The 23225-nt window shown below is 46.8% G+C and carries 22 protein-coding genes; 17 read left to right on the top strand and 5 right to left on the bottom strand.

Going from position 1 to position 23225, the window contains the following annotated elements; translation table 11 throughout:
- The first annotated feature begins 147 nt into the window (after positions 1–147).
- Genes C7R73_RS00775 through C7R73_RS00765 form a run of 3 tightly spaced genes read left to right on the top strand, consistent with a single transcriptional unit; the run spans position 148 to position 3148 of the window.
- Positions 148–828 carry a metal-dependent hydrolase gene (locus tag C7R73_RS00775; protein ID WP_106448682.1) on the top strand — a complete coding sequence of 227 codons (681 nt, stop codon included), beginning with the start codon at positions 148–150 and terminating at the stop codon, positions 826–828.
- 23 nt (positions 829–851) lie between these two features.
- Positions 852–2174 (top strand): DRTGG domain-containing protein, encoded by a 1323-nt coding sequence (locus C7R73_RS00770; RefSeq protein WP_106448681.1) that lies wholly within the window; start codon positions 852–854, stop codon positions 2172–2174.
- An 11-nt stretch (positions 2175–2185) separates the two neighbouring features.
- A complete protein-coding gene (locus C7R73_RS00765) occupies positions 2186–3148 on the top strand; it encodes a DHH family phosphoesterase (protein WP_106448680.1) in 963 nt (320 codons plus the stop codon).
- Between the two features lie 65 nt (positions 3149–3213).
- Here the strand turns inward: C7R73_RS00765 and zwf are convergent, their stop codons facing one another.
- On the bottom strand, positions 3214–4734 hold the full coding sequence (gene zwf, locus C7R73_RS00760) for a glucose-6-phosphate dehydrogenase (RefSeq protein WP_106448679.1): 1521 nt from the start codon (positions 4732–4734) through the stop codon (positions 3214–3216).
- Between the two features lie 264 nt (positions 4735–4998).
- Here zwf and C7R73_RS00755 point away from each other — a divergent pair, with 264 nt between their 5' ends.
- Complete coding sequence (locus C7R73_RS00755) at positions 4999–6315, top strand: DEAD/DEAH box helicase (RefSeq protein ID WP_414718250.1); 1317 nt, start codon at positions 4999–5001, stop codon at positions 6313–6315.
- A 100-nt stretch (positions 6316–6415) separates the two neighbouring features.
- Here C7R73_RS00755 and C7R73_RS00750 read toward each other — a convergent pair whose 3' ends face one another.
- Positions 6416–7147 (bottom strand): DUF1189 family protein, encoded by a 732-nt coding sequence (locus tag C7R73_RS00750; protein WP_161525832.1) that lies wholly within the window; start codon positions 7145–7147, stop codon positions 6416–6418.
- A 199-nt stretch (positions 7148–7346) separates the two neighbouring features.
- Between C7R73_RS00750 and C7R73_RS00745 the strand changes: the two genes are divergently transcribed.
- The 6 genes from C7R73_RS00745 (at position 7347) to C7R73_RS00720 (ending at position 12756) form a co-directional block, all read left to right on the top strand.
- The gene (locus C7R73_RS00745; RefSeq protein ID WP_106448676.1) at positions 7347–7955 is read left to right on the top strand and encodes a superoxide dismutase; all 609 of its coding nucleotides are present in this window, start codon (positions 7347–7349) and stop codon (positions 7953–7955) included.
- A gap of 213 nt (positions 7956–8168) precedes the next feature.
- Complete coding sequence (locus C7R73_RS00740) at positions 8169–8624, top strand: MarR family winged helix-turn-helix transcriptional regulator (protein WP_106448675.1); 456 nt, start codon at positions 8169–8171, stop codon at positions 8622–8624.
- Between the two features lie 86 nt (positions 8625–8710).
- Positions 8711–9802 (top strand): ABC transporter permease, encoded by a 1092-nt coding sequence (locus tag C7R73_RS00735; RefSeq protein WP_106448674.1) that lies wholly within the window; start codon positions 8711–8713, stop codon positions 9800–9802.
- A gap of 10 nt (positions 9803–9812) precedes the next feature.
- Complete coding sequence (locus C7R73_RS00730; protein ID WP_106448673.1) at positions 9813–10490, top strand: ABC transporter ATP-binding protein; 678 nt, start codon at positions 9813–9815, stop codon at positions 10488–10490.
- A 35-nt stretch (positions 10491–10525) separates the two neighbouring features.
- A complete protein-coding gene (locus tag C7R73_RS00725) occupies positions 10526–10924 on the top strand; it encodes a DUF2177 family protein (protein WP_106448672.1) in 399 nt (132 codons plus the stop codon).
- A 38-nt stretch (positions 10925–10962) separates the two neighbouring features.
- Positions 10963–12756, top strand: coding sequence for a DAK2 domain-containing protein (locus C7R73_RS00720; RefSeq protein WP_106448671.1), 1794 nt, complete (start codon positions 10963–10965; stop codon positions 12754–12756).
- Between the two features lie 75 nt (positions 12757–12831).
- Here the strand turns inward: C7R73_RS00720 and C7R73_RS00715 are convergent, their stop codons facing one another.
- Positions 12832–15492: a YfhO family protein gene (locus C7R73_RS00715; RefSeq protein WP_161525831.1), complete on the bottom strand. Its 2661-nt coding sequence runs from the start codon at positions 15490–15492 to the stop codon at positions 12832–12834.
- Positions 15493–15755: 263 nt separating this feature from the next.
- Here C7R73_RS00715 and C7R73_RS00710 point away from each other — a divergent pair, with 263 nt between their 5' ends.
- Positions 15756–17804: a peptidoglycan D,D-transpeptidase FtsI family protein gene (locus tag C7R73_RS00710; protein WP_106448669.1), complete on the top strand. Its 2049-nt coding sequence runs from the start codon at positions 15756–15758 to the stop codon at positions 17802–17804.
- 115 nt (positions 17805–17919) lie between these two features.
- On the opposite strand, the gene C7R73_RS00705 is transcribed toward C7R73_RS00710, so the two are convergent.
- Together C7R73_RS00705 and C7R73_RS00700 are read right to left on the bottom strand one after the other, a co-directional pair.
- Positions 17920–18426 (bottom strand): hypothetical protein, encoded by a 507-nt coding sequence (locus C7R73_RS00705; RefSeq protein WP_106448668.1) that lies wholly within the window; start codon positions 18424–18426, stop codon positions 17920–17922.
- A gap of 13 nt (positions 18427–18439) precedes the next feature.
- Entirely contained in the window at positions 18440–18805 is a 366-nt protein-coding gene (locus C7R73_RS00700) for a DUF6115 domain-containing protein (RefSeq protein WP_106448667.1), read from the bottom strand.
- A 221-nt stretch (positions 18806–19026) separates the two neighbouring features.
- On the opposite strand from C7R73_RS00700, the gene rpmG reads away from it, so the two are divergent.
- From rpmG to C7R73_RS00670, 6 genes are all read left to right on the top strand, one after another.
- The gene (gene rpmG, locus C7R73_RS00695; RefSeq protein WP_068560829.1) at positions 19027–19176 is read left to right on the top strand and encodes a 50S ribosomal protein L33; all 150 of its coding nucleotides are present in this window, start codon (positions 19027–19029) and stop codon (positions 19174–19176) included.
- 102 nt (positions 19177–19278) lie between these two features.
- Positions 19279–19824, top strand: a complete 546-nt coding sequence (locus C7R73_RS00690; RefSeq protein WP_106448666.1) for a 5-formyltetrahydrofolate cyclo-ligase — start codon at positions 19279–19281, stop codon at positions 19822–19824.
- A 35-nt stretch (positions 19825–19859) separates the two neighbouring features.
- Complete coding sequence (locus C7R73_RS00685; RefSeq protein ID WP_106448665.1) at positions 19860–20558, top strand: rhomboid family intramembrane serine protease; 699 nt, start codon at positions 19860–19862, stop codon at positions 20556–20558.
- Between the two features lie 29 nt (positions 20559–20587).
- Entirely contained in the window at positions 20588–21556 is a 969-nt protein-coding gene (locus C7R73_RS00680) for an ROK family glucokinase (protein WP_106448664.1), read from the top strand.
- A gap of 48 nt (positions 21557–21604) precedes the next feature.
- A complete protein-coding gene (locus C7R73_RS00675) occupies positions 21605–22690 on the top strand; it encodes a YqgU-like beta propeller domain-containing protein (RefSeq protein WP_161525830.1) in 1086 nt (361 codons plus the stop codon).
- Positions 22691–22739: 49 nt separating this feature from the next.
- A complete protein-coding gene (locus C7R73_RS00670) occupies positions 22740–23174 on the top strand; it encodes a rhodanese-like domain-containing protein (protein WP_106448662.1) in 435 nt (144 codons plus the stop codon).
- Positions 23175–23225 lie beyond the last annotated feature (51 nt).

Here is a 23225-nt window from a genome sequence, read left to right as displayed (position 1 = left end):
GTTAAAAGGCCTTCTGTGCGGAAGGCCTTTTAATGTATGCAGAACAAAATATTATCGCTCGCTTTTCGTTGTACTAATAAACTGTTTCATGATACGATGGACACTGAATAATACAGTTTTTTGTCACAGAGAAAGGTGAGGAACCGCATGAGGATATCTTTTCACGGGCAATCCTGCTTATGCATTGAAACAGCGGAACAAAAGCATCTGCTGATCGATCCATTCATAACAGGAAACCCATTGAGCGACTTGGATCCGGAAACGGTTCCTTGTGATGTGATCTTGTTGACACATGGACACGGCGATCATGTCGGTGATACAGAAAGGATCGCGCGCAGAACAAATCCGCTGATCATATCGACGGTTGAACTAACTGGCTATTTTGCCTCGAAGGGATTCCGTACACATGGCATGCAACCGGGTGGTGGTCACCAGTTCGACTTCGGATATGTGAAACTGACACAGGCTATCCATGGGTCGGCAATGACTGTCGATGGCCTGCCTTATACATTGGGGTTGGCAACCGGCATCCTCCTGAACGCTGAAGGGAAAACGATCTATCATGCTGGCGATACAGCGCTGTTTTCCGATATGAAATTGATAGGGGAAGATTATCCGATTGATGTGGCATTTCTGCCGATCGGGGACAACTACACAATGGGGCCAAAAGATGCCGCCAAAGCGGTTACGTTTTTGGAACCCCGAATTGCAGTTCCAATCCACTACAACACGTTTCCGTTGATCAAGCAGGATCCGAATGATTTTCTATCCCTGCTGGATGATGGCGTCGGACTCATCATGCAACCGGGAGATTTCATTTCATTATAATAGAGAAAGCAAGGGAGTACACTATGGCAACGAAACACGAGCAAATCATTCAATACATCGAAACGCTGCCGGTCGGGGAAAAACTTTCCGTCCGCACGATAGCAAAGAATTTGAACATGTCTGAAGGCACAGCTTACCGAGCCATCAAGGATGCAGAGAACATCGGATTGGTTTCAACCATCGAGCGTGTAGGCACCATCAGGATCGAACGCAAGTCGAAAGAAAACATCGAAACGCTGACTTTCGGTCAGATCTGCAAAATCATCGATGGGGATATTTTGGGCGGCAAGAAAGGCCTGGACAAGACTTTGAGCAAATTCATCATCGGCGCGATGCAACGCGAAGCGATGGAGCGATACATTTCACCCGGATCACTTATGATCGTCGGTAACCGGAATGACATCCAGGAATTCGCATTGGAGAAAGGCGCAGCAGTCCTGATTACGGGGGGATTCGATACGGATGAGAGCATCGTCCATTTGGCGGATCAGGTCGAAATGCCGATACTGCGCACGACCTATGACACCTTTACCGTAGCGACAATGATCAACCGTGCCATGACGGATCAACTGATCAAAAAGGAAATTATGCTGGTGGAGGACATCTACACCCCGATTGATGAGACGAAATTTCTCTCATTGGACGACACCGTTTTCCAATACCGCAATCTCAATACCGAAACCACCCACTCGCGTTTCCCAATCGTCAATCATAATATGCGTCTTGTGGGCATCATCACGGCGAAGGACATCCTTGGAAAAGCAGATACTCTTTCGCTGGAACGGGTAATGACCCGGGATCCGATAGTCGCAAAAACGCACATGAGTGTGGCGAGCGTAGCGCACCGGATGATCTGGGATGGCTTGGAAGTGATGCCTGTCGTGAAAGATAACCTGCAGCTGCTAGGCATCATTTCGCGTCAGGATGTCATGAAGGCCATGCAGCTTGCGCAGCGGCAGCCGCAAGTCGGCAACACGATTGAGGACCAAGTCGTAGAAAACCTATCCTTGACCAGCTCGGAAGAAGGCGACAGCCTACCTGCTTATCGCTTCCGGATCACACCGCAAATGACGAACAGTCTCGGGACTGTGTCGTTCGGAGTGCTGAGCGAGGTGTTAGCGAGCACTACCAAAAAAATCTTGTATACCTTACAGAAACGGAATGCTGTCATCGAGCAGATGGACATCTATCAATTGAAGATGATCCAGATAGACAGCGTCATCGAGATACGTTCAAAAATATTGGAATTGGGCAGAAGATCATCCAAATTGGATGTCGAGGTCTATTTAGAAAATTCACTGGTCAGCAAAGCAATCGTCATTTGCCAACTGATGGAAAAATCGTAGGAGGTCAGCAAGTGGAAAATCCGATTTATGCAGACATAGTCAGTAAAATTCAAGAGTACGCAACCATCATCATCCACCGGCACCTGCGTCCGGATCCGGATGCTTTGGGTTCGCAGAACGGCCTTGCCAGCCTGATCAAGCAAGCCTATCCTGAGAAAAAAGTATTCGTTGCCGGCGAAAATGAAGACAGCCTTTCCTACCTCGGCAGCATGGACAGCATTCCGGATGAGGCCTATGAAGGTGCCTTGGTGATTGTCACGGACACAGCGAATCAGCCAAGAGTCAGCGACAAACGTTTTGTTAAAGGTGATTATCTGATCAAAATCGATCACCATCCGAATGAAGACCCCTACGGAGATATTTGCCTTGTGGAGACGCATGCCAGCAGCTGCAGCGAAATCATCGCAAAGATTTCCTTTTCAACTGAGGATACGCTGCCGATGAATGATGCAGCGGCGAGGCTTTTATATGCCGGCATCGTCGGCGATACGGGCAGATTCCTCTATCCGGCGACTACGGCAGTGACTATGGAGATTGCCTCGAAATTGATGCAGTTTGATTTTTCCGCTTCGGACATCAGTCAAATGATGAACACAAATTCTTTGAAAACGGCCAATTTATCAGGGTTCGTCCTGCAGAGTTTGACGATCAATGACGTCGGGGTCGCCAGCATCATCCTCTCCCAAGAAATCCTTGGGAAATTCGGCGCAATCGACAGCGACACCGCACCGGTTGTCCCTTTGCCGGGCACAGTAGAGGGCGTTTTATGCTGGGGAATTTTTGTGGAGCAACCGAACGGTACCTATCGTTGCCGATTGCGCTCAAAAGGTCCGATCATCAATGAAGTAGCCAAACGGCATGGCGGAGGCGGCCACCCGCTTGCGAGCGGAGCGAATGCTAAGGATGAGGCGGAAATAAACGACATCATTTTGGAATTGGAAGAATTGGCGATCGAATGGCAGAATACGCATTGATGTAGCAGATTTGAACCGAAAAAGGCCGGACAAAAGCGAAACGACGCTTTTGTCCGGCCTTTAGTTTATTCGTTTTCCTGTTTTTCTTTATAACTTTGACTCCAGTTGAATTCAGTCCAGTGGAATCCGTCCTGCTCAAGCAAAGCTTCGCTTTCTTTTGGTCCCATCGAGTGGCTCTCATACGCGAAAAGGGTATCCGTGCAATCTTCTTGGGCGTCCCAAACTTTGCGGATTTCATCAACGAAGTGCCAAGATTGTGCGACTTCATCCCAGTGGGAAAAGTTTGTCGGATCGCCGTTCAGGCAATCCAATAAGAGGCGTTCATAGGCTTCAGGGCTGTTTGCCTGCGTTTCCTCATCATAGATGTGGTGCATGCGAATATTTTTCATCTCAGTTCCTTGGCCGACCCGTTTGGCGTTCAGGCGTAAGGAGAAGCCTTCCAGCGGAGAAACATGGATGGTCAATACGTTTGGTTCAGCAATTTCGTCGACGCCTTCTGTAGGGAAGATATTCATCGATACGTGTTTGAACTGGATATGGATGTATGTTTCTTTTGAAGCCATTTGTTTGCCGGTCCGGATGTAGAAAGGAACGCCTTTCCAACGGAAATTATCGACTAATATTTTGCCGGCAACAAAGGTTTCGGTTGATGAAGCAGGATTGACGTTAGGTTCTTCCCGGTAGGCTTGCAACGCTTTTGCCGGGTTTCCGGCGTACTGGGCCCGGATAAAGTTGCGGTTGACCTCTTCGGGTGTGTTGTACAGACGCAGGGAACGAAGTGCTTTAATTTTCTCGGAACGGACATCTTCGCCTTGCAAAGACAGCGGCGGTTCCATAACCAACAAGGCAACGATTTGAAGGATATGATTTTGCACCATATCGCGCAAAGCGCCATTGTTGTCGTAATAAGCACCGCGTTCCTCAACGCCTACAGTCTCGGAGAGGGTGATCTGAACATTGTCGATGTACTTGTTGTTCCACAACGATTCGAAAATCATATTGGAGAATCGTACGGCAGAGATGTTCTGCACCATTTCTTTGCCCAAATAATGATCGATACGGAAGATTTGGTTCTCGTCAAACGATTTGCGCAGCTTAGTGTTCAGCGCATCTGCGGATTCGAAATCGCGCCCGAAAGGCTTCTCGATGATCAAACGGTTGAAGCCGTCTTCTGTGATCAGTTTTTGTTCCTTCAGTTTTTCGGCAATGATGCCGAAAAACTCAGGAGACATAGCCAGATAGAAAATGCGGTTTCCTGACAGCGAATACTTGGCGTCCAAGGACTCGGACAAGACCTTCAATTTGACGTAGTGTTCCGAGTCGTTGACGTTGTGGGCGATGTAATAGAAATGGGCTGCAAAAGAAACAGCGTCTGCCTTATCCTCAGTCAAATCTTTGATGGAATCCAAGACCACATCACGGAAATGTTCATCGGACCAATCCCGTCGCGCTGTTCCGATAACGGCAAAATTATCTTTGATGAATCCTTTTTTGTATAAGCGAAATAATGATGGATACAGTTTTCGGTGAGCCAAATCACCTGTTGCTCCGAAAATAGTGAACAGAGCAGTATTTTGGGTAATCATTACATGCCCCCCTTTTATTGTGATTAGATTCTATTCATTATATCATTATACTATTATCATTTACTGTTGGCAATGAAAGAAAGCGTCTGTTTTCATGTTAACTGTATCTTTGCCGGGGTGCTTTCGTCAGTGTGTATAAACATATTGCGAATAAATTTACGCGCTTGGTTTTCAAATTCTTATTTGAAATTAAGGTTTAAACCTTGCGCATGTGTTATAATGGTAAGGCATAAAATACGCAGAAGAAAAACAAGAGGTGTAAACGTGGAATTTAAAGACTTTCAATTGAAGCCATTTTTGCTGGAGGCAATCAGCAAATTGAATTTCAAAGAACCGACCGATATCCAAAAACAAATTATCCCGATCATTCGAACAGGCAAGAGCGTGATTGGTCAATCGCAGACAGGAACAGGGAAAAGCCATAGCTTTTTGCTGCCACTGATAGATGACATCGATCCAACAAAAAATGAAGTCCAAGTTGTCATCACTTCACCTAGCCGTGAGCTAGCTGAGCAACTGTATCAAACAGCCAGTCAGCTGGTCTCAAATGCTCCCGAGGAAATCCGTATCGTCAGCTACGTAGGCGGCACAGACAAAAAACGTCAAATGTCGAAACTGGTCAACAACCAACCGCATATCGTCATCGGAACTCCCGGCAGGATCCTTGACCTGATCAATGAGCAAGCACTGAAGATCCATACAGCTAAAAAGATGGTCATTGACGAGGCTGATATGACGCTGGATCTGGGCTTCCTGCATGATGTCGATCAGATTGCCGGCCGCTTGCCGGAGAAACTCCAGATGCTTGTATTCTCCGCTACGATCCCAGAAAAACTGAAGGGCTTCTTGAAGAAATACGTCGAAAACCCTGTCGTTGTCCAATTGAAACCGGAACATATCATTGCACCGGCAATCGATAATCTGTTGCTGTCCACTAAAGGACAAGCAAAAATTGATGTTCTGTATCAAGTGTTGACGATGGGAGAACCGTATCTGGCATTGATTTTTGCCAATACAAAACAAAATGTCGAGGAAATCGCTGATGGACTGAGACAACGTGGCATCCAGCCGGCTGTCTTGCATGGCGATGTGCCGGCTCGTGAACGCAAACGCATCATGAGAAGAGTCCATAATCTGGAGTACCAATTCATGGTGGCTACTGATTTGGCGGCACGCGGCATCGATATCGAAGGCGTTTCACACGTCATCAACTATGAATTGCCGAAGGATATGGAATTCTTCGTACACCGTACGGGCAGAACGGGACGCAGCAACTTAAAAGGAACTGCGATCACTTTGTACGCACCGGGTGAAGAAAAGGCAATCGATGATCTGGAGAAGTATGGTGTTGTTTTCAAACCAGTCGCTATCGAAAAAGATCAACTTGTTGAAACTTACGAAAGAAAACGCCGTGAGATGAGAAACGCTCCGAGTCAATTGGAACCCGATCACCGCATCCGCGGAATGGTAAACAAGGCTAAGAAACAAGTGAAGCCTGGCTACAAACGCAAATTGAAAGAAAATATCGCCAGCCAACAGAAACGCAAACGAAGAGCAAGCAAAACCCGCAACCACGGGTAAAAAATAAGAAAAGAGGCCGCAGCAGATGATCGAAAGATCATTTGCTGCGGCCTCTTTTTGGGGTGGAACCGGACGTTGCCGAAAAATTGCGGCTTTCCTGCTATTCTTTAAGGGCTCTGTAGAAATAGAAAATACCGATGAGCGCAATCGCTTCATCCTGAATCATAGGGTAGAGGCCGAATCCGTTCAATAGGCTGAAGAAAACCACCGGGACGACGGAGGCTATCAGCGCCATCCTTAGTATTTCGCGGAACGGGAGTTTTTTCCGCATGAATCCTGTCAATACATTCGCGAACAGCGCGATAATCAACAGCGTCAGAAGCACACTGAACGAAGAAATGAAAAGACTGAACAAGAGCATGATTACGCCGGAAAAGAGCTGATCGCTGGAAAAATTTCCCAGCAACTTTTTGAACGACTGGTCCGTAAGGTCATCTGACTGCTCATAGGGCAACCTGAATGGGACATCTTGAGCGTAGAGAGTGAAGGCATCCTTTGAAAATACGAGACTCAAAATCAAAATAGGGGATGACATTTCTTTTTCGATTTCTCTCTGTGTGTAAACTTCCTGACTATCGAAAGCCAACAGGACTGTGTCGGTTTTATAAATGAAACCTCTTTCCGAGGGATTCTCCAACTGCAATTCGCTGTCCGAAATAGTGAATGAAGGTATTTTGTCTGCTATCACGCCCGCATCTGCCGAAAATTTTTGCAGCGTGGCATACCCATCCAGAAACAGGGGGATGCTGACGGTCAGTGAGAGCAAGATGAAGAGCAAAAAGGCAGGGCCTTTTTTTAATGTCTTGGCACCCAACAATTGCTTTGGATCCATAAAACTGTCTTTGACTAAACTAACGATTGAGATTGTGATCACCGCTTTCTGCATCATACTTGTCCAGTCTATCGAAAATGGATTCATTTAGCAATCAAAAATTGCTACGGCTTCGAGGCTTTATTTTTGATAAAGTGAGCAATTGATGATACAGTGAAATCAGTCAGAAATCACTAAACTATTTTAGGAGGAATTTATCATGGCTTTTACATTACCAGCATTACCTTACGCGTACGACGCTTTGACACCATACATCGATGAGGAAACGATGCATTTGCATCATGAGAAACATCATAATACCTACATTACGAATGTGAACGCAGCATTGGAGAAACACCCTGAGTTGGCTGAAAAAACGATTGAGGAATTATTGGCTGACTTGAACAGCGTTCCGGAAGACATCCGTACGGCTGTCCGCAACAACGGTGGCGGACATGCAAACCACAGCTTATTCTGGACAGTTTTGGCGCCTAATGCAGGCGGAGAACCTACAGGAGCTGTCAAGGACGGAATCGAAGAAGCATTCGGCAGCTTTGATGCCATGAAAGAAAAATTCGCTGCGGCAGCAGTAGGCCGTTTCGGATCCGGATGGGCTTGGCTGGTAGTTTCCGATGGTAAATTGGAAATCACCTCCACACCAAACCAAGATTCGCCGATCAGCGAAGGCAAAACGCCGATTTTGGGCCTTGATGTATGGGAACATGCATATTACTTGAACTACAAGAACGTGCGTCCTGAGTACATCAAAGCATTCTGGAACCTTGTGAACTGGGATGAAGTCAACAGCCGTTTAGCTGCAGCAAAATAAGCAACAAAGTTATTGCAATCCACTTAAAGGATTCAGGGCACCCGCTCTGAATCCTTTTTTTCTTGCTATCGTAAAATTGCTTTTTCGGAATTTTTTTAGTTTGCGGCACTTCCAAGTGCGATTGTTTTACTTTCCAGATTTTATCGATTAATATATATCTTGTAAGATGTATATTGATCGTTGAGATAAATTTGGAAAGGAGGCGGTATCAGGATGGATGAATCTATTTTTGAATGGCCGCTTGAGGATCAGCTTTGTTTCGAAGTCTATCGGGCTTCAAATGGTTTCGGCAAAATATATAATCGTGCATTGAAAGATTTCCATTTGACATTCCCGCAATACCTCGTTTTGCTTGCTCTATGGGATGAGGACAATATATTGATCAAACACATCGGAGAGCGGTTAGGGATGGGGATCGGGACGTTGAACCCCATATTGAACCGTCTCGAAAAACAGGGTTGGCTCACGAAGGAACCGTCTCTTTTGGATAAGCGCGCTACGATCATTTCATTGAGTGAAAAAGGGGTCACTTCTAAGAAGGCGATCAATTTGGCTATTTTGTCCGAAGTGAATGCCTGCAACCTTGAAGGCATCGATGGCTTGTTTTTGATGAAGCAGTTGAAAATGCTGAACAGCGCGATGAATCAGGGAGATGCCGGTGCAAGCTAGGAGTGTGTAGGCATCCTACTTGCGGAATCAATCTATTTTTCGTCAACGATAGATAAAATAACAGAAGAAATGAAGGAGTTGCAAAAATGTTCTTAGCTTGGAAAGAAATTAAGCATGCAAAAACAAGGTTTTCGCTGATCATCGGCGTCATGGTGCTGGTGTCCTACTTGGTGTTCTTTTTGGTGGGTCTTGCCTATGGTTTGGCCCAGGACAACCGGACCAGCGTAGATAAATGGGATGCGGACGGCATCATTCTGACGGACGAATCGAATACAAACATCAACATGTCGATGCTTCCGAAAGGCGCGATCGATGAAGTTGCGGCGGATGAGGCTGCAGTAATCGGGATAGCACCGAGTGTCGTCAACAAAAAAGGAACATCAGGTGATGATGCCAAAATCGATACGACTTTCTTCGGAATCGAAGCGGATCAATTCCTGATGCCTGAAGTGATTGAAGGGGATTCCTTCCAAAACGATGATGAGGTCGTCGCCGACATCAGCTTGAAAGAAGAGGAGGGCATCGAATTGGGCGATATCCTGCAGCTCGCGGGTTCCGACAAAGAAGTGACGGTTGTCGGATTCACGGAAGATGCCAGATTCAGCGTCGCACCAGTGCTTTATACAACAGTCAGTTCTTATCAGGAAGTCCGCTTCGAGCAAATCGACGAATCGGATGAAGGGCGTGTCAGTGCCATTGTCGTTAGGGACAATGGTGATGCCATCGCAGAGGTGGACACTGGAAGTGCGGACTTGAAAATTTATTCGATAGCGGACTACATCAGTGAAATTCCGGGCTACACTGCGCAAGTGTTGACGTTCGGACTGATGATCGGCTTTCTGATCGTCATCGCTGCCGTGGTGATCGGCATCTTCATCTATGTGCTGACTATGCAGAAAACCAGCATGTTCGGTGTGATGAAAGCGCAAGGGATTTCGAGCGGCTATATCGCAAAATCGGTCGTCATCCAAACGTTTTTATTGGCTGCTATCGGAGTAGGCATCGGGTTATTGTTGACGGGCGCAACGGCAATGGTCTTGCCAGCAGCCGTACCTTACCAAACGAACCTGAATTTCCTGGGCATCATCGCGGCCTTGTTGGTCATCATGGCTATGGTCGGCGGTGCATTTTCAGTACGGGCAGTAGTCAAAATCGATCCATTGAAAGCAATCGGATAGGAGTGAGCATATGAAATTAATCGAATTGATAGATGTATCCCGTTCATTCGGGGAAGGCGAATTAAGGATCGACGCATTGAAGTCAACCAATCTTGCTGTTGAAGCCGGAGAATTTGTTGCAATCATCGGGCCGAGTGGGTCGGGTAAAAGTACATTTTTGACCATTACGGGTGGTTTGCAGTCCCCTTCCGAAGGTCGGGTACTGATCAACGGCAATCCCTTCAGTGATGTGAGCGAGAAAAAACGGGCAAAATTGCGGTTCGAGGAAATCGGCTTCATCCTCCAAGCCTCCAATCTGGTCCCGTTTCTGACTGTCCAGGATCAGCTACACTTAGCCAATAAAGTCGAACGTAGCAAAGTGGATAAACAAAAACGGGATGAATTATTGAAAGAATTGGGTATCTTCGAATTGAAAAATAAATTTCCGAGTGACCTCTCCGGCGGCCAGAGGCAACGTGTCGCAATCGCCCGTGCCCTCTACCATGACCCTGCTGTCATTCTTGCGGATGAACCGACCGCCAGTCTGGATACGCAAAAGGCATTCGAAGTGGTGGAGATTTTGGCGAGGGAAACAAAGATGAAGAAAAAGGCTACGATCATGGTGACGCATGATGAACGTTTGATAGACTATTGTGATAAAGTTTATGTAATGAAAGACGGCATTTTGACGGAAAGAATCGGAAGCTGAAGCAACATCGGATTACGGAAAGGGAGGAAGAAATGATGGACAGCATCAAATTGTATTTCTTGACATTTTTTGTGTTCTTTTTAGTGGATATTGTCTGGCTAGGAGTGCTATCCAAAAATATTTACAGCAAGTATTTGGGCCATCTCATGGCTCCGAATGTCAACTGGATGGCGGCAATAATCTTCTATCTGTTGTTCATAGGCGGTCTCGTATTTTTTGTGGTCCATCCGGCCCTTTTGAAGGAAAGCCTGCAGTATGCCATTTTGGCTGGCGGTTTTTTCGGATTGGTTGCGTACGCGACGTATGATTTGACCAATTTGGCCACTTTGAAGGATTGGCCGATCACGATTACCCTGATCGATTTGGCGTGGGGAACTTTTTTGAATGCGGCAACTGCCGGCATCACGTATGTTGCGGCACAAAGATTTCTTTGAGCAACCAAATAAGCCTAAGAGCGGACGGGGGAAGACTAATGGACATTTCAAAATTGGACAGCGAAAAGCTTTACTATTCTTTTGTGTCGGGTGCACAGGAGGTCATAAAAAACAAAAATAGCCTGAATGAAATCAATGTGTTTCCGGTTGCTGACGGGGATACCGGCAGCAACCTTTCTTCAACCATGCATGCGATCATCTTGGAGGCGAAAATTTCCGGATCCGTCAAGGAAACGATGAACAGCATAGCCGATGCCGCTTTGACGGGGGCCAGGGGGAATTCCGGCATCATCATTGCCCAATACATCAACGGGATCTTTCTCAGCCTGTTGGATGAGGAGACGATAACCATCCCTTCATTTGCGGAAACGGTGAAAAATGCGGTTCCTTATGCCTATCAGGCCATTTCCGATCCGGTGGAAGGGACAATCATCACCGTCATCCGGGAATGGGCGGATGCGGTCTACAGCCATAAAGACCTTTCGGCTAACTTCTCCGAATTGTTTTCAAAATCGCTGATCGCGGCCAACAAATCTTTGGAAGCGACGACCTCCCGTTTGAAAGTGCTCCAGGATTCCAAAGTCGTCGATTCCGGCGCAAAGGGGTTTGTCTACTTTCTGCAAGGATTTGCGACATTTTTACGCACCGGAAAAGTGGACTTGGAGGTCAGTGATGAACCGGAAGATCTTTCTTTCAATGAGGAATTGATCCATAGCCAAGGGGAGATACGCCATCGCTACTGTACCGAAGCGCTATTGTCAGGGGATTCGATTGATTTGGAAGCATTGAAAGCGGAACTGGCACTCTACGGGGATTCCTTGATTGTGGCTGGCAACAACCACAAAGCCAGGATCCATATCCACGCCAATGCGCCGGAACAGGTATTCCAGGTTTTGCGCAAAAAAGGCATCATCCTGCAGCAGAAGGCGGATGATATGGTCAGACAGAACGAATCCGCTTTTGACCGGAAATACGACACTGCATTGATCACGGACTCGATTGCGGACATTCCGCAGGCAATGCTCGATCACTATCAAGTGCATATGTTGCCGCTCAACCTGAATTTTGACAACACTTCCTATCTCGATAAGGTGACGATGACGCCTGAACTTTTCTATCCTTTGTTGGAAGAAGCCATCGAATATCCGAAAAGTTCACAGCCGAATCCGATCGTTGTCGAGAAATATCTGGAAACGGTGCTCTCCCATTACGATAAAGTCATCATTTTGACTGTCGCAAAAGAGCAGAGCGGAACCAACAGTGTGTTCCAGAATGCCGTCTCGAAAAAACTGCACGCAGGCAAAAAAATTGCCGTGATCGATTCGAAACGGAATTCCGGTGCGGAAGGGTTGCTTGTCATGAAAGCGGCAGAAATGATTGCGGCGGAAACGCCTTTTGATGAAATCGTTGGAGCGATTGAACGCTTGAGGGACCGTACAAATATCTTAGTCAGCGTGAACAACTTAAAATACATGGTGAGATCCGGACGGTTAAGTAAAGTTTCCGGGATGGCGGCGATGACAATCAATCTCAAACCTGTCGTTTCCATCGATGCAGAAGGCAAAGGTTCAATAGCTGAGAAGGCTTTCAGCGAAAAAGGAAATGAAAAGAAGCTGTTCCGATTGCTGGAAAAAGTGGATGCACAGGAGAAGATTTCGAGATATGCGATTGTGCATGCCAATAATCCCGAAAAAGCTGAAGAATATCGTAAGCGCAGCTTCGCCTTACTTGGCAAGGAACCTGAATATATCATGAACATTTCTACAATCGTCGGAATGAGTGCCGGTGTCGGCACTGTGGCGATTTCATATATGTGTGAGGAGGAATTATAAGATTTTTCCCATGGTTCCCAAAATGACGAACAAAAGATAAGAAAAGCGGCTGGGATTGTGTCCCAACCGCTTTTCTTATTTATTTTTACGATATTTTCTCAATAATAAGGCGCCTGCGATTGAAACCCCGCTGATGGACAAGCCGGTCATAAGATAAGGGGTGCGGTACGTCAACGCGATGGTATGCTTGCCTGAGCTGATCGGCACCGCCAGCAGGCCATTCAGAGCGGCGGTTGTTTCTGCAGTTGCCCCATCGACCGTCACTTCCCAGCCTTCGCTGTAGGGAATCGTCGTCAACAATATTTCATCTTCATCCTCGATCGTGACGGAACCCGTGATGTGCGTCTGGCTGAAAGAAGTGATTGTCATGGCTTCAGCCTGACGATCTGAAATGGTTTCCTCGAACAGAGCTTTGTTCAATTCGTAAAGTTTCAGGTCCTGAACCCGAATAGAGTCCTCGCGCAGTTCGATCGTGAAGGTGATGTTTTCACCCTGCTGGTTGCTTGCGATGTTGATGACCTGATCGTTCCGGAAGGTCGTATAATAATCCAACTTCACATTATTCACATAAAGGGTTGCGTCATCGTCGTCGATGCCCGCATCCAGTATCAGATAATAAGGATTGTCGCTGGTAGGGGTGAACTGGAATTCGATCCTGGAGATTGCCCCATCCACAGACCGATAGTAGGTTGTGTTCTGTGCATCCTCAGCAGCGGATGTGACATTCTGGAAGACGTTGGAATCGAACGGACGCAATGAGAAATAAGGTTCGATGCTTTCCTGATTGTTGAAGGCATCCAACAGCTGTTCCTGCATCAATATGGGCTGATCCTCGATCAACTCGAGATCCAATACACTTTCGGAAACCCCGAATGCCAATGACAACGCGTAGGGATTCTCAAAGGTGGTGGTTCGGTCGGTCTCGGAATAAAGATTGTATTGGGTCAAATCCGGGCGGGTGGAGTTGCGCTTCAAACGGTACACGCCGTCATTGAGGTCATAAAATGTTTCCGGCAACTTCTTGTCCTGGATGAAATATTTTATGCCGAACAATGCATCCGTAAACAAAGTCCCGGTTGAGTATACGATAAATCCGTTCCCGTCCGGAAATCCCAATGATCCGAACAAGCCGGGAATCTCCTTTTCGAAAGTGGAGCTGAAATGATTGATTCCCGCATAATTGGCTTGGAAGCTGTCGTTTTTGGAGCGTTGGAACGTTTTTTCGATCCGGTAGAATGTGTCTTCGGGTGTCCGCACATCCGCCAACATCGTATTCAGATTCGCTTGATAATCGGAGAATTCGTCCTGCTTGACGTAGCCCAACCGAAACAGGTCGATGGCTGCATTTGCCGTCATCTCTGCGGTGACCACGAAAAGCAAAGCGTAGGTCAGCCATTTTCGGGGCTGGTCCCTGAGCATCAGCAACACCAGGACAAGGACGGAAACGATTGCACTGATCAATACCTGGACAGGCTCCAGAAATTCAAAGTCCTTTTTCAGTACATAGATGGCAGTGACTGCATTGGCGATCAAAAGACAGCAGGCCAGCGAAAAGGGAAAAGGACGATAGGAACGCAATGCTCGAAACCCGTTCAGCAGGAAAAAGAAACAAACGGTGAACGAAAAACGATAAGGGTACCAGATCGGATATTGTCCGGCATGCCAAATTTTATTCAGAAACTGGACGTTCATCGCCAGAAAAAAGAGGGCGGTCAGCGCAAATGAGGTGAACCGTTCTTTTTTTGAGAAGGCGGGATGAAAAAAGTAATAGATGTACGCAGTCAGAGCGACAGTGCCGATAAAGAGATTGGGATGTCCGCTGGGCATCTGGTCAAAATTGAACGCTCCGATATAAAACTTCGAAACGACTTCGAAAGGATCATAGGCGAAACTCCAATCGATCAGGTTGTTGGCATAGCTTGCCTTGCTTCCCAAGAGCGAATAAAAGGTGGGCAGCAGCAGGACGGCGGCAAAGCCAGCTCCAAGCAAGGAATAACCGATGAATCGGGCTGCTTGGGTGAAGAAGTGCTTCAGCTGCGCTTTCAGATTGTTCGGGCCGACAACTTCTTGTCTGGAAAATGCGAAAAGGTAATAGAAGACAAGGAAAACACAGATCATGAATCCGATATAATAATTGGAAATCAGCATCACTCCGAGAAGTAGGCTATAGTACAGGCCGCTTTCACCCGACATCAGTTTCTCAAAACCAAGAATGATCAGAGGCAGGAAAACGATCCCGTCCAGCCACATGACGTTCAATTGATTGACGATGACGTAACCCATCAAGGCATAACTCAAGGCGAAGGATGGAACCAACAAGCCTTTGCCTTCGAACCGGGAAATCAACAGATGAGCAAAAGTCAGTCCTGACGCCGAAACCTTCATCAGAATCAAAATGGTTACCGCCAATGGCAACTGGGACTGCGGGAAAAGCAGAAAAATGAGATTGAACGGACTCATAAGATAGTAAGCCCACAGCCCCAACATCTCGCCGCCGAATGATTTTGTGAATGAAAAGAAAAGGGCGGAAGGATCAGACAATAAGGTAGTACGGTAATAACTGAAAAAATCCACATATTGCTGGCCGAGATCGACCGTCAGCAAGGTGCTGTTGCTGAAAGGATAAACGCCCATGGTGGCATAAATGACCATCATCACAAACAAGGGCAGTAAGAACGAAAGGTAAAGCATATTTTTTTGCGGGGATAGGGTTGTGAAAGTGAAACGCTTCAGCATGCTGCACATTCCTCCTTAAAATGAAATTTTTGCGGCGTTCCTGCAGAGTCGCCTGACAATGAGTGGACGCTCGGGATAGTTGAATCGAAAATTTCACAAGTGCTTCTGCTATTTTAGCATATCCCGCTGGTTTTATGAAGAATCCGAGGTTGCCTGGGCACATCCAACAAAGGCACATCTTTAAATATTTATTGCGTCGTTTGTAATGCATGCTTTTTTTGCTATAATAGGTTGTCGAACTATGGTTTTAGGAAGGTGTAAAATTGGAAGATAATACCCAAAGCAAAAGAAAGAGAAAATCGCATATCCCGTTTCGCTTGAACCTGCTCTTTTTTATCGTGTTCTCGCTGTTTTCTGCGGTGATATTCCGGTTGGGATACCTACAGATCGTTCGCGGAGATGAATTCGAAGCCATCGTGAAACGCACAGAAACGACACTTGTGACGGAATCAGTGCCGCGCGGTTTGATATATGACAGAGACGGCAACATCCTTGTAGGTAATGAACCCCAGCATTCCATAACCTACACCAGAGGAGCAAACACAACAGCCGAGGAAATGGCGAAGGTCGCCTCTTCATTGGCTGGTCTGATAAACGTCAGCATTGATGAACTGACGGAGCGTGATCTGAAGGATTATTGGATGGCCGTAAATAACGAGGTCATGTTGAAGCGTCTGTCGGATGATGAAAAGTTGTTGCCGGGCTCCGACTTGTATGAAGTGGAGCTCGCAAAAATAACGGCGGAGGATATCGCCTATTCGGATGAAGAAAAAGAAATTGCCGCCATTTTCAAGCGGATGAACAGCGCGTACGCCTTGTCGACCACCAGCATCAAAAACAAGGATGTCTCGGATGAAGAACTGGCACAGGTGAGCGAAAATCTGTCCGGTTTGTCCGGAGTGGATGTCGCCACCGATTGGGTCAGGATTTATCCCGAATCCGACTTGCTGAAGAGTATTTTGGGTGGGGTGACCAGCGAGAAAATCGGTTTGCCGAGCGACAAAGTCGCCACCTATTTGGCAAAAGGGTACGCTAGGAACGATCGCGTCGGCAACTCCTATTTGGAGCAAGAATACGAATCCGTTCTCTCAGGCACGAAATCACAATGGGAAACGATCACGGATCAATCAGGCGAGGTTGTGACGCGGGAGGAATCCTACGAAGGAAAAGCCGGGGATAACCTGGTTCTGACCATCGATATCGATTTTCAGAAGGAAATCGAACAGATCGCGACGGATTTCCTGAACAGCAATGTCGATCCTTATAACGACCGGATTTACATTGTGGCATCGGATCCGAATACTGGTGAAATTCTGGGCATGACCGGGAAGCAAGTTTCGACATCCAACGAAATTGTGGATGATGCATTGGGCGTCATCAATTCCAGTTACGGGATGGGTTCGGTTGTCAAGGGCGCTATGGTGCTGACTGGATACATGAGCGGTGTCATCAGTACGGACAACAATGTCCTCGTCGATGAACCGCTGCAATTCCAAGGTTCAAATCTGAAAAAATCAGTTTTCAACCCGAGCGTCGGCAGCCAAGTGGCCATAAACGACATCGACGCGTTAGCCCGCTCATCGAACGTTTACATGATCAAATTGGCGATGCTGATGGGGGGACAATCCTCCTATGAATCGGGAGGTACCTTGAATATTTCCGCGGATCTGATCGACGAACTGCGCAGCTACTTTGCCCAGTTCGGTTTGGGTGTGAAGACGGGGATCGACCTGCCGAATGAAGGCAGCGGACTTACCGGGTTCAGTCAAGGCGCGGTTAACGTAATCGACCAATCATTTGGACAGTACGATCTGTACACGACCTTGCAATTGTCGCAATACGTCAATACTATTGCCAACGGCGGCACCCGTTATGCTCCCCAACTGGTTTCGGAAATCCGGAGCACGGATGCGAACGGATCGCTAGGGGCTTTGGAAACGACACTGGAGACTAAAGTGATGAATCAGGTCGACGTCGACGCGGAAGCGATGGATCGTGTCCAACAAGGATTTTACCAAGTGACCCACAGCGCGACCGGAACGGCATATTCGACCTTCGGGAAGGACTCGAACAACGTTGCCGCCAAGACAGGTACGGCAGAGGCCTTCTATGACGGCAACAACGAGAATCTGAAGGGTGAAAGTGTCTTCAACTCCACCTTCGTCGGTTATGCGCCATTCGACAATCCGGAAATCACTGTAACCGTTGTGGTCCCTTATCTCAGCACGGAAACGGGAAGGGCTACACCGATAGCCAAGAAAGTTTTTGATGCCTACTTCAATACAGGGGATTACGCAACGCCAGCGGAGTAACCGGCCAGCTCGGAAGCACCATCGGCTGACGACTACCAAATGGACAAAAAGAAGGTGCCGGAACAAGGAAATTGCAATCCTTGTTCCGGCACCTTCTTTTTTGTGGGCTGGGTTATTATTCCAGTGTGATCATATCGGCGATGACTTCATAGCCCATGTCCTGGGACAATTGGTACTCTCCGATATTGATTTTCGTGACAAGATTCCGGTCATTCAGGTACTGTTCAAAGACAGCCCGATCGGTAATGAGTCCCGCACTGACCAGATTGTCGATGACGACGGACGTCGGTTGTCCGGAAGTGATGACAAACGTGACGGGTGTGTTTGCGGCAGGGGCAGCTGAGCTTTCGGCAATGCTCGCTGTTTCAGCCGGAGCACTGGAGGCCACTTCAGCTCCCTCGGCAGGAGCGCTGCTTGTTGTTGCTTCATTAAGTTGCTTCTGCAATTCCAATTCCGCCAAAGTACTTTCATATTTCTCTTGATAATCCGTTGAATCGGCATTTGCTTCTCCGTTGAGGGTGCTGCCAGGGAGAGCTTCCGGATAGAAGAGCTGGAAGCCGGCCAACAGTACGGCAGACAACAAAAAACCGATGGATATAAAACGAAGCTTTTGTTTGTTCACTTTATTTTCTCCTCTATACGATTGATTGCTCTATGTAGTTATCGACAACGAGTTGCACGGTGGTGATAGGGACGGACAGTTGCTCTGCAATCTCATCAAACGTTCTTCCGCTTGTATACAAAGTGATGATGTGTTGCTTAGTCAGATTGTGTACTTTTTTGACGTTCTGCGAATCTTCGGAAACGGGTACTTCTTTTCCTAATTCTTCCTCCACAGCGATGAGTCGTTGCTTCAATTCATGGATTTCTTCCGTTAATTGTAAAGTGTATTCACTCATCTCATCGGCGAATTTGCGATCATTATCCTTAACGAAAAATGATGCAAACAGCAATATGATTGCGATTGTCAGTAAGACAATCACGATGGTCCATTGTTCCATCTTTGTCACCTCAATTCTTCTTTTTGACGCCTGATAACATTCTAATGAAATTCGCTTGTTTCTGCAACCTTATCTGGGATTTTATTGGCTTAAAGCTCAAAAAAATTGGACTTGCGCAGAAGTTGTTCAAAAAAAAGTGGCATAATTTTTCCATAAGTGATACAATGAGAAACGCAGAAGATGATTCGATCTTCAATTTTTTTATGTTTGGAGGGAAGAATATGCGGTTAAATATTACATTGGAATGTACGGAGTGTAAAGAACGTAATTACTTATCAAAGAAAAACAAACGTAACAACCCGGACCGTCTTGAAGTGAAAAAATATTGTCCACGTGAAAGACGCGTGACTTTGCATCGTGAAACAAAATAATTAAAACGACAACAGGATATCCTGTTGTTTTTTTATTTTATCCGGAAGGATGTTTTATACAGTAAAAACGGCTTGTGAGAGACCGCTTAAGGAGGGATTCTGATGAAAGAACAAATAAGAAAAGAGATGTTGGGGAGATTGAGGGATTTGCCGTCCCAAGATCGGATCCGGATGGAGCAAGAGCTGACGACAGCAGTCTGCACCAGCGAAGAGTGGCATGACGCAAAGACGATCGGCGTCACATGGTCCAATTTTCCGGAAATCGATACGCACAAAATCATCCAAACGGGGCTTGAAGAAGGCAAGCGGATTGTCGTTCCCTATTCCGGCAAGGACCGCGTGATGACCTTTCATGAATACTTGCCGGATACTGCCATGTCAAGGAGCAAATTCGGCATCATGGAACCTGTCGACAAGCGTAACCCGGTTCCGCCCGAAGCAATCGATCTGCTGCTTGTTCCCGGATTGGCGTTTTCGGAAATGGGTTACCGCATCGGGTTCGGCGGCGGTTATTATGATCGCTATCTCGCTGCATACAACGGTCATACCTTGTCGGTGCTGTTCCCTTTCCAATTGTTCAAGGATCCTCATTGGGAAATCGAAGCGTTTGATGTACCGATCCAAAAGTTGTTGACGACAGCATTCTAGTATAAAATAGGATAATAATGGAAGGGAGTGTCACGATGCGGGCATATAATACCAAAAGATCCTATTTACCGGATAAATTTTCTGTAACACACTTGTTCTTGGCCATTCAGATCCTCATTTTCCTTTTGATGACCCTGAACGGGGGAAGCACCAATGTACTGACCCTTATCCTGTTCGGCGCCAAATTCAACCCAGCCATCGCGCAAGGGGAATGGTGGCGTTTGATTGCGCCTATGTTCATCCATATAGGCTTCACGCACATTCTGGTGAACAGCATTACCTTGTATTATTTGGGTACGCAGATGGAGATTCTCTACGGCTCTTTGCGTTTTGCGCTGATCTATCTCCTGAGCGGCTTGATGGGTAATCTCATGAGTTTCGCCTTCAACGATTCGATTTCAGCCGGGGCAAGCACCTCTTTATTCGGGTTGTTTGCCGCAGCCATCGTTCTGGGCCGTCAGTTTCCGAACAACTCCGGGATCCAGCTTATGGCCCGGAATTTTACGATGCTGATTTTCCTGAATTTCTTCTTCGGATTTTTTTCATCAGCAGTCGACAATTTCGGGCATCTTGGCGGGGCACTGGGCGGAGCGCTTTCGGCCGTGTTCATCGCGATGCCGCGCACTGCCAAAAGCCAAAATGGACTAAGACTTCTTTTTCTTATCATTTATTTTGTGAGCGCTATATTCTTTGCTTATTCGGGTTTAATGCGGACCGGTTTTGCGTTATACTAGATACAAATTGAACAATTGGAGGAAATGACGTGTATAAAAAATTTATCGGTATTGATTTAGGCGGCACTTCAGTGAAATTAGCTATCTTAACAGCAGAAGGCGATATCCAGCAAAAATGGAGCATCCCTACGAACATAAATGATGAGGGGACGCACATCGTACCTGATATCATTGCTTCGATCAAACACCATCTGGATCTCTACCAAATGACAGCTGAGGACTTTCAGGCGATCGGCATGGGCTCGCCAGGAGCGGTGGACCGTGAAGCGGGTACCGTCGAGGGGGCCTTCAACCTGAACTGGAAAACGCCGCAGCCTGTCCGTGAAGCAATCGTGCGGGAAATCGGCATCCCTATTTTTATTGATAATGATGCAAACGTTGCCGCGCTTGGGGAAAAATGGCGAGGCGCCGGTGCGGATGATCGCGACGTCGTATTTGTGACACTTGGCACAGGTGTCGGCGGGGGAATCATTGCGGAAGGTAATCTTATCCATGGTACTGCAGGTTCCGGCGGCGAAATCGGCCACATGACTGTAGAACCAGGCGGATTTGACTGTACGTGCGGGAAGAAAGGCTGTTTGGAAACTGTCGCCAGCGCGACAGGCGTTGTCAAATTGGCCCGCAAACATGCGGAAGAATATGCCGGCAACTCGCAGCTAAAGTTCATCATCGACGATGGACAGGAGATCACTTCAAAAATGATTTTTGATTTGGCGAAAGAAGGAGACGAGTTGGCTGTTCTTATAGTCGATCGCGCTGCCTATTATCTTGGTTTGGCCTGCAGCCATATCGGCAATCTTTTGAATCCGGCTTATATCGTCATCGGTGGCGGTGTATCCGCAGCCGGGGAATACCTTTTGGAGCAAGTAAGAACCTATTTTGCTGAATTCTCATTTCCGAACGTCAAGAAGACTACGCATATCAAATTAGCCGCACTTGGAAATGATGCCGGAATAGTTGGAGCAGCTTATCTTGCACTGACTGAAATCAGCAAATAGAGCCTGAACATTTTCGAAAAAAGAAAATGCGGGAGGATGGAGGGTGGCATGGGGAAAAGAGGACTAGCATGGTTTATTCTCTCACTCTCAAGTGTTCTTATTCTGGTGGCCTGTACCCAACGGTTGACATATCCCGACCAGCCTGACGCAAGTGAGCCGGATCTTTCCTCCGGCAGCAGCCTTTCAACGATTTCCAAGGATGAATTCCTTTATGCTGTAGGCTGGTTGGACGACAAAACTATTCTTGTCGCATTGGAATCAAATGGAGAATACGGTTTGTACAGCCATGACCTGCTCACGGGGGAAGAACTGCTGATCCGGGCTTTTTCAGATAGGCTTGTTTTTGCTGCGCTTTCCGCAAACGGCCAGCGGATGCTGGTCCAAGTCGCAACGCAACAAGGAAATAACGTCATGATGATCGACAAGTCAGGGAAATCACTGGCTGATTTTCATTTTTCTGAAGGTGTTTTGAAGAGCGTTTCCTGGAATCCGACAAACGAAGGGCAGTTGTTCCTTTCCGTCCAAAAAACAATGGGAAGGCCCGTCAATTACCTTTGGGATATATCGAATAGCGAATGGATTGAAATGCTGGATACAGAGGATATGCCGGTTTGGTATTCAGAAAACATGTACCTCCACAAAAAAAACGGGAATGATGGCGCTTCTGTGCTGGTATTGAGTGACATTCGTTTTCCAGGCAAAGATACGGTCATTGATAGGGAAATACTCGCTTACGGACTGGAAGGCGAATCCGTATGGGTAGTGACACCTTCAGATTTCAATGAGGAAGAGTTGCTTGTCATTTCCTACTATCCGCTTCTGATTACCCAAGGCTATGTTACCCTGCCGCGCATCCCCGATGGAACCGGACTTGTCATCCCGGAATTTACAAAAGGGAATGACTCGGATGAAATGTTTGCTGTCATCCCGAAACAGGAGCCGGAGAGTGTTGCTGGCATCAGCTTCGAACTTGCGAAGGTCGATTTTTCAGGCAACGCTTCAGAGGAGCTGACAGAGGTCGAGCGAATGGATCCGATTTCGGCATCGCCGGATGGGTCCTATGTGCTTTACGGAAAGCGTTATGAGTATCTGTACGATGTGGAACGCAATGGCTGGGTACAATTGGCGGAATAGAAAAAAAGTCGTTAAAACTGTAGCAATGCGCCTTCTACAAGTGTAAAATATGAGAGCAAGAGTATCGAAAGGATGGATTTATTTGAATTTAACAGGAATAGATATTTTTAATATCGCATTATGGATATTCATCATCGGATATGCCATTTATCAAGCTTATTTTTATTTCCAAAGAAAGAATGCAGCTACAACGCTGACTGCAGAGGAATTCAGAAAAGATCTGCGTAAAGCGCAATTGATCGATGTCCGAGAAAGAACGGAGTTCGATGCAGGCCACATTTTGGGAGCGAGAAATATCGCTTATTCAGCTTTCAAGCAACGCTATCAAGAAATCCGCAAAGACCAACCGATTTATCTGTATGATCAAAATTCCATGTTGAGCGGACGCTGCGCAGCGATTTTGAAAAAAAATGGCTACAAAAATATTTTCATCCTGAAAGGCGGCTATGCCGGCTGGGACGGAAAAGTCAAAAAAGGCATCTGAGTCAATTAAAAAGGTTCCCGGAATCAGCTAGTGGATTCCGGGAACCTTTTT

The organism is Trichococcus alkaliphilus (genome assembly GCF_003008695.1).
Taxonomy (GTDB): Bacteria; Bacillota; Bacilli; order Lactobacillales; family Aerococcaceae; genus Trichococcus; species Trichococcus alkaliphilus.
Note: the sequence above shows the minus strand (reverse complement) of the source record. Positions and strands in the feature narration are given on the sequence as shown.

Bases quoted from the DNA above. Each gene is read 5' to 3' on its own strand.
- C7R73_RS00775 (WP_106448682.1), top strand. From the start codon at position 148: ATGAGGATATCTTTTCACGGGCAATCCTGCTTATGCATTGAAACAGCG.
- C7R73_RS00770 (WP_106448681.1), top strand. From the start codon at position 852: ATGGCAACGAAACACGAGCAAATCATTCAATACATCGAAACGCTGCCG.
- zwf (WP_106448679.1), bottom strand. From the start codon at position 4,734: ATGATTACCCAAAATACTGCTCTGTTCACTATTTTCGGAGCAACAGGT.
- C7R73_RS00750 (WP_161525832.1), bottom strand. From the start codon at position 7,147: ATGGATCCAAAGCAATTGTTGGGTGCCAAGACATTAAAAAAAGGCCCT.
- C7R73_RS00745 (WP_106448676.1), top strand. From the start codon at position 7,347: ATGGCTTTTACATTACCAGCATTACCTTACGCGTACGACGCTTTGACA.
- C7R73_RS00740 (WP_106448675.1), top strand. From the start codon at position 8,169: ATGGATGAATCTATTTTTGAATGGCCGCTTGAGGATCAGCTTTGTTTC.
- C7R73_RS00735 (WP_106448674.1), top strand. From the start codon at position 8,711: ATGTTCTTAGCTTGGAAAGAAATTAAGCATGCAAAAACAAGGTTTTCG.
- C7R73_RS00730 (WP_106448673.1), top strand. From the start codon at position 9,813: ATGAAATTAATCGAATTGATAGATGTATCCCGTTCATTCGGGGAAGGC.
- C7R73_RS00725 (WP_106448672.1), top strand. From the start codon at position 10,526: ATGGACAGCATCAAATTGTATTTCTTGACATTTTTTGTGTTCTTTTTA.
- C7R73_RS00720 (WP_106448671.1), top strand. From the start codon at position 10,963: ATGGACATTTCAAAATTGGACAGCGAAAAGCTTTACTATTCTTTTGTG.
- C7R73_RS00715 (WP_161525831.1), bottom strand. From the start codon at position 15,492: ATGCTGAAGCGTTTCACTTTCACAACCCTATCCCCGCAAAAAAATATG.
- C7R73_RS00700 (WP_106448667.1), bottom strand. From the start codon at position 18,805: ATGGAACAATGGACCATCGTGATTGTCTTACTGACAATCGCAATCATA.
- rpmG (WP_068560829.1), top strand. From the start codon at position 19,027: ATGCGGTTAAATATTACATTGGAATGTACGGAGTGTAAAGAACGTAAT.
- C7R73_RS00690 (WP_106448666.1), top strand. From the start codon at position 19,279: ATGAAAGAACAAATAAGAAAAGAGATGTTGGGGAGATTGAGGGATTTG.
- C7R73_RS00685 (WP_106448665.1), top strand. From the start codon at position 19,860: ATGCGGGCATATAATACCAAAAGATCCTATTTACCGGATAAATTTTCT.
- C7R73_RS00675 (WP_161525830.1), top strand. From the start codon at position 21,605: ATGGGGAAAAGAGGACTAGCATGGTTTATTCTCTCACTCTCAAGTGTT.
- C7R73_RS00670 (WP_106448662.1), top strand. From the start codon at position 22,740: ATGAGAGCAAGAGTATCGAAAGGATGGATTTATTTGAATTTAACAGGA.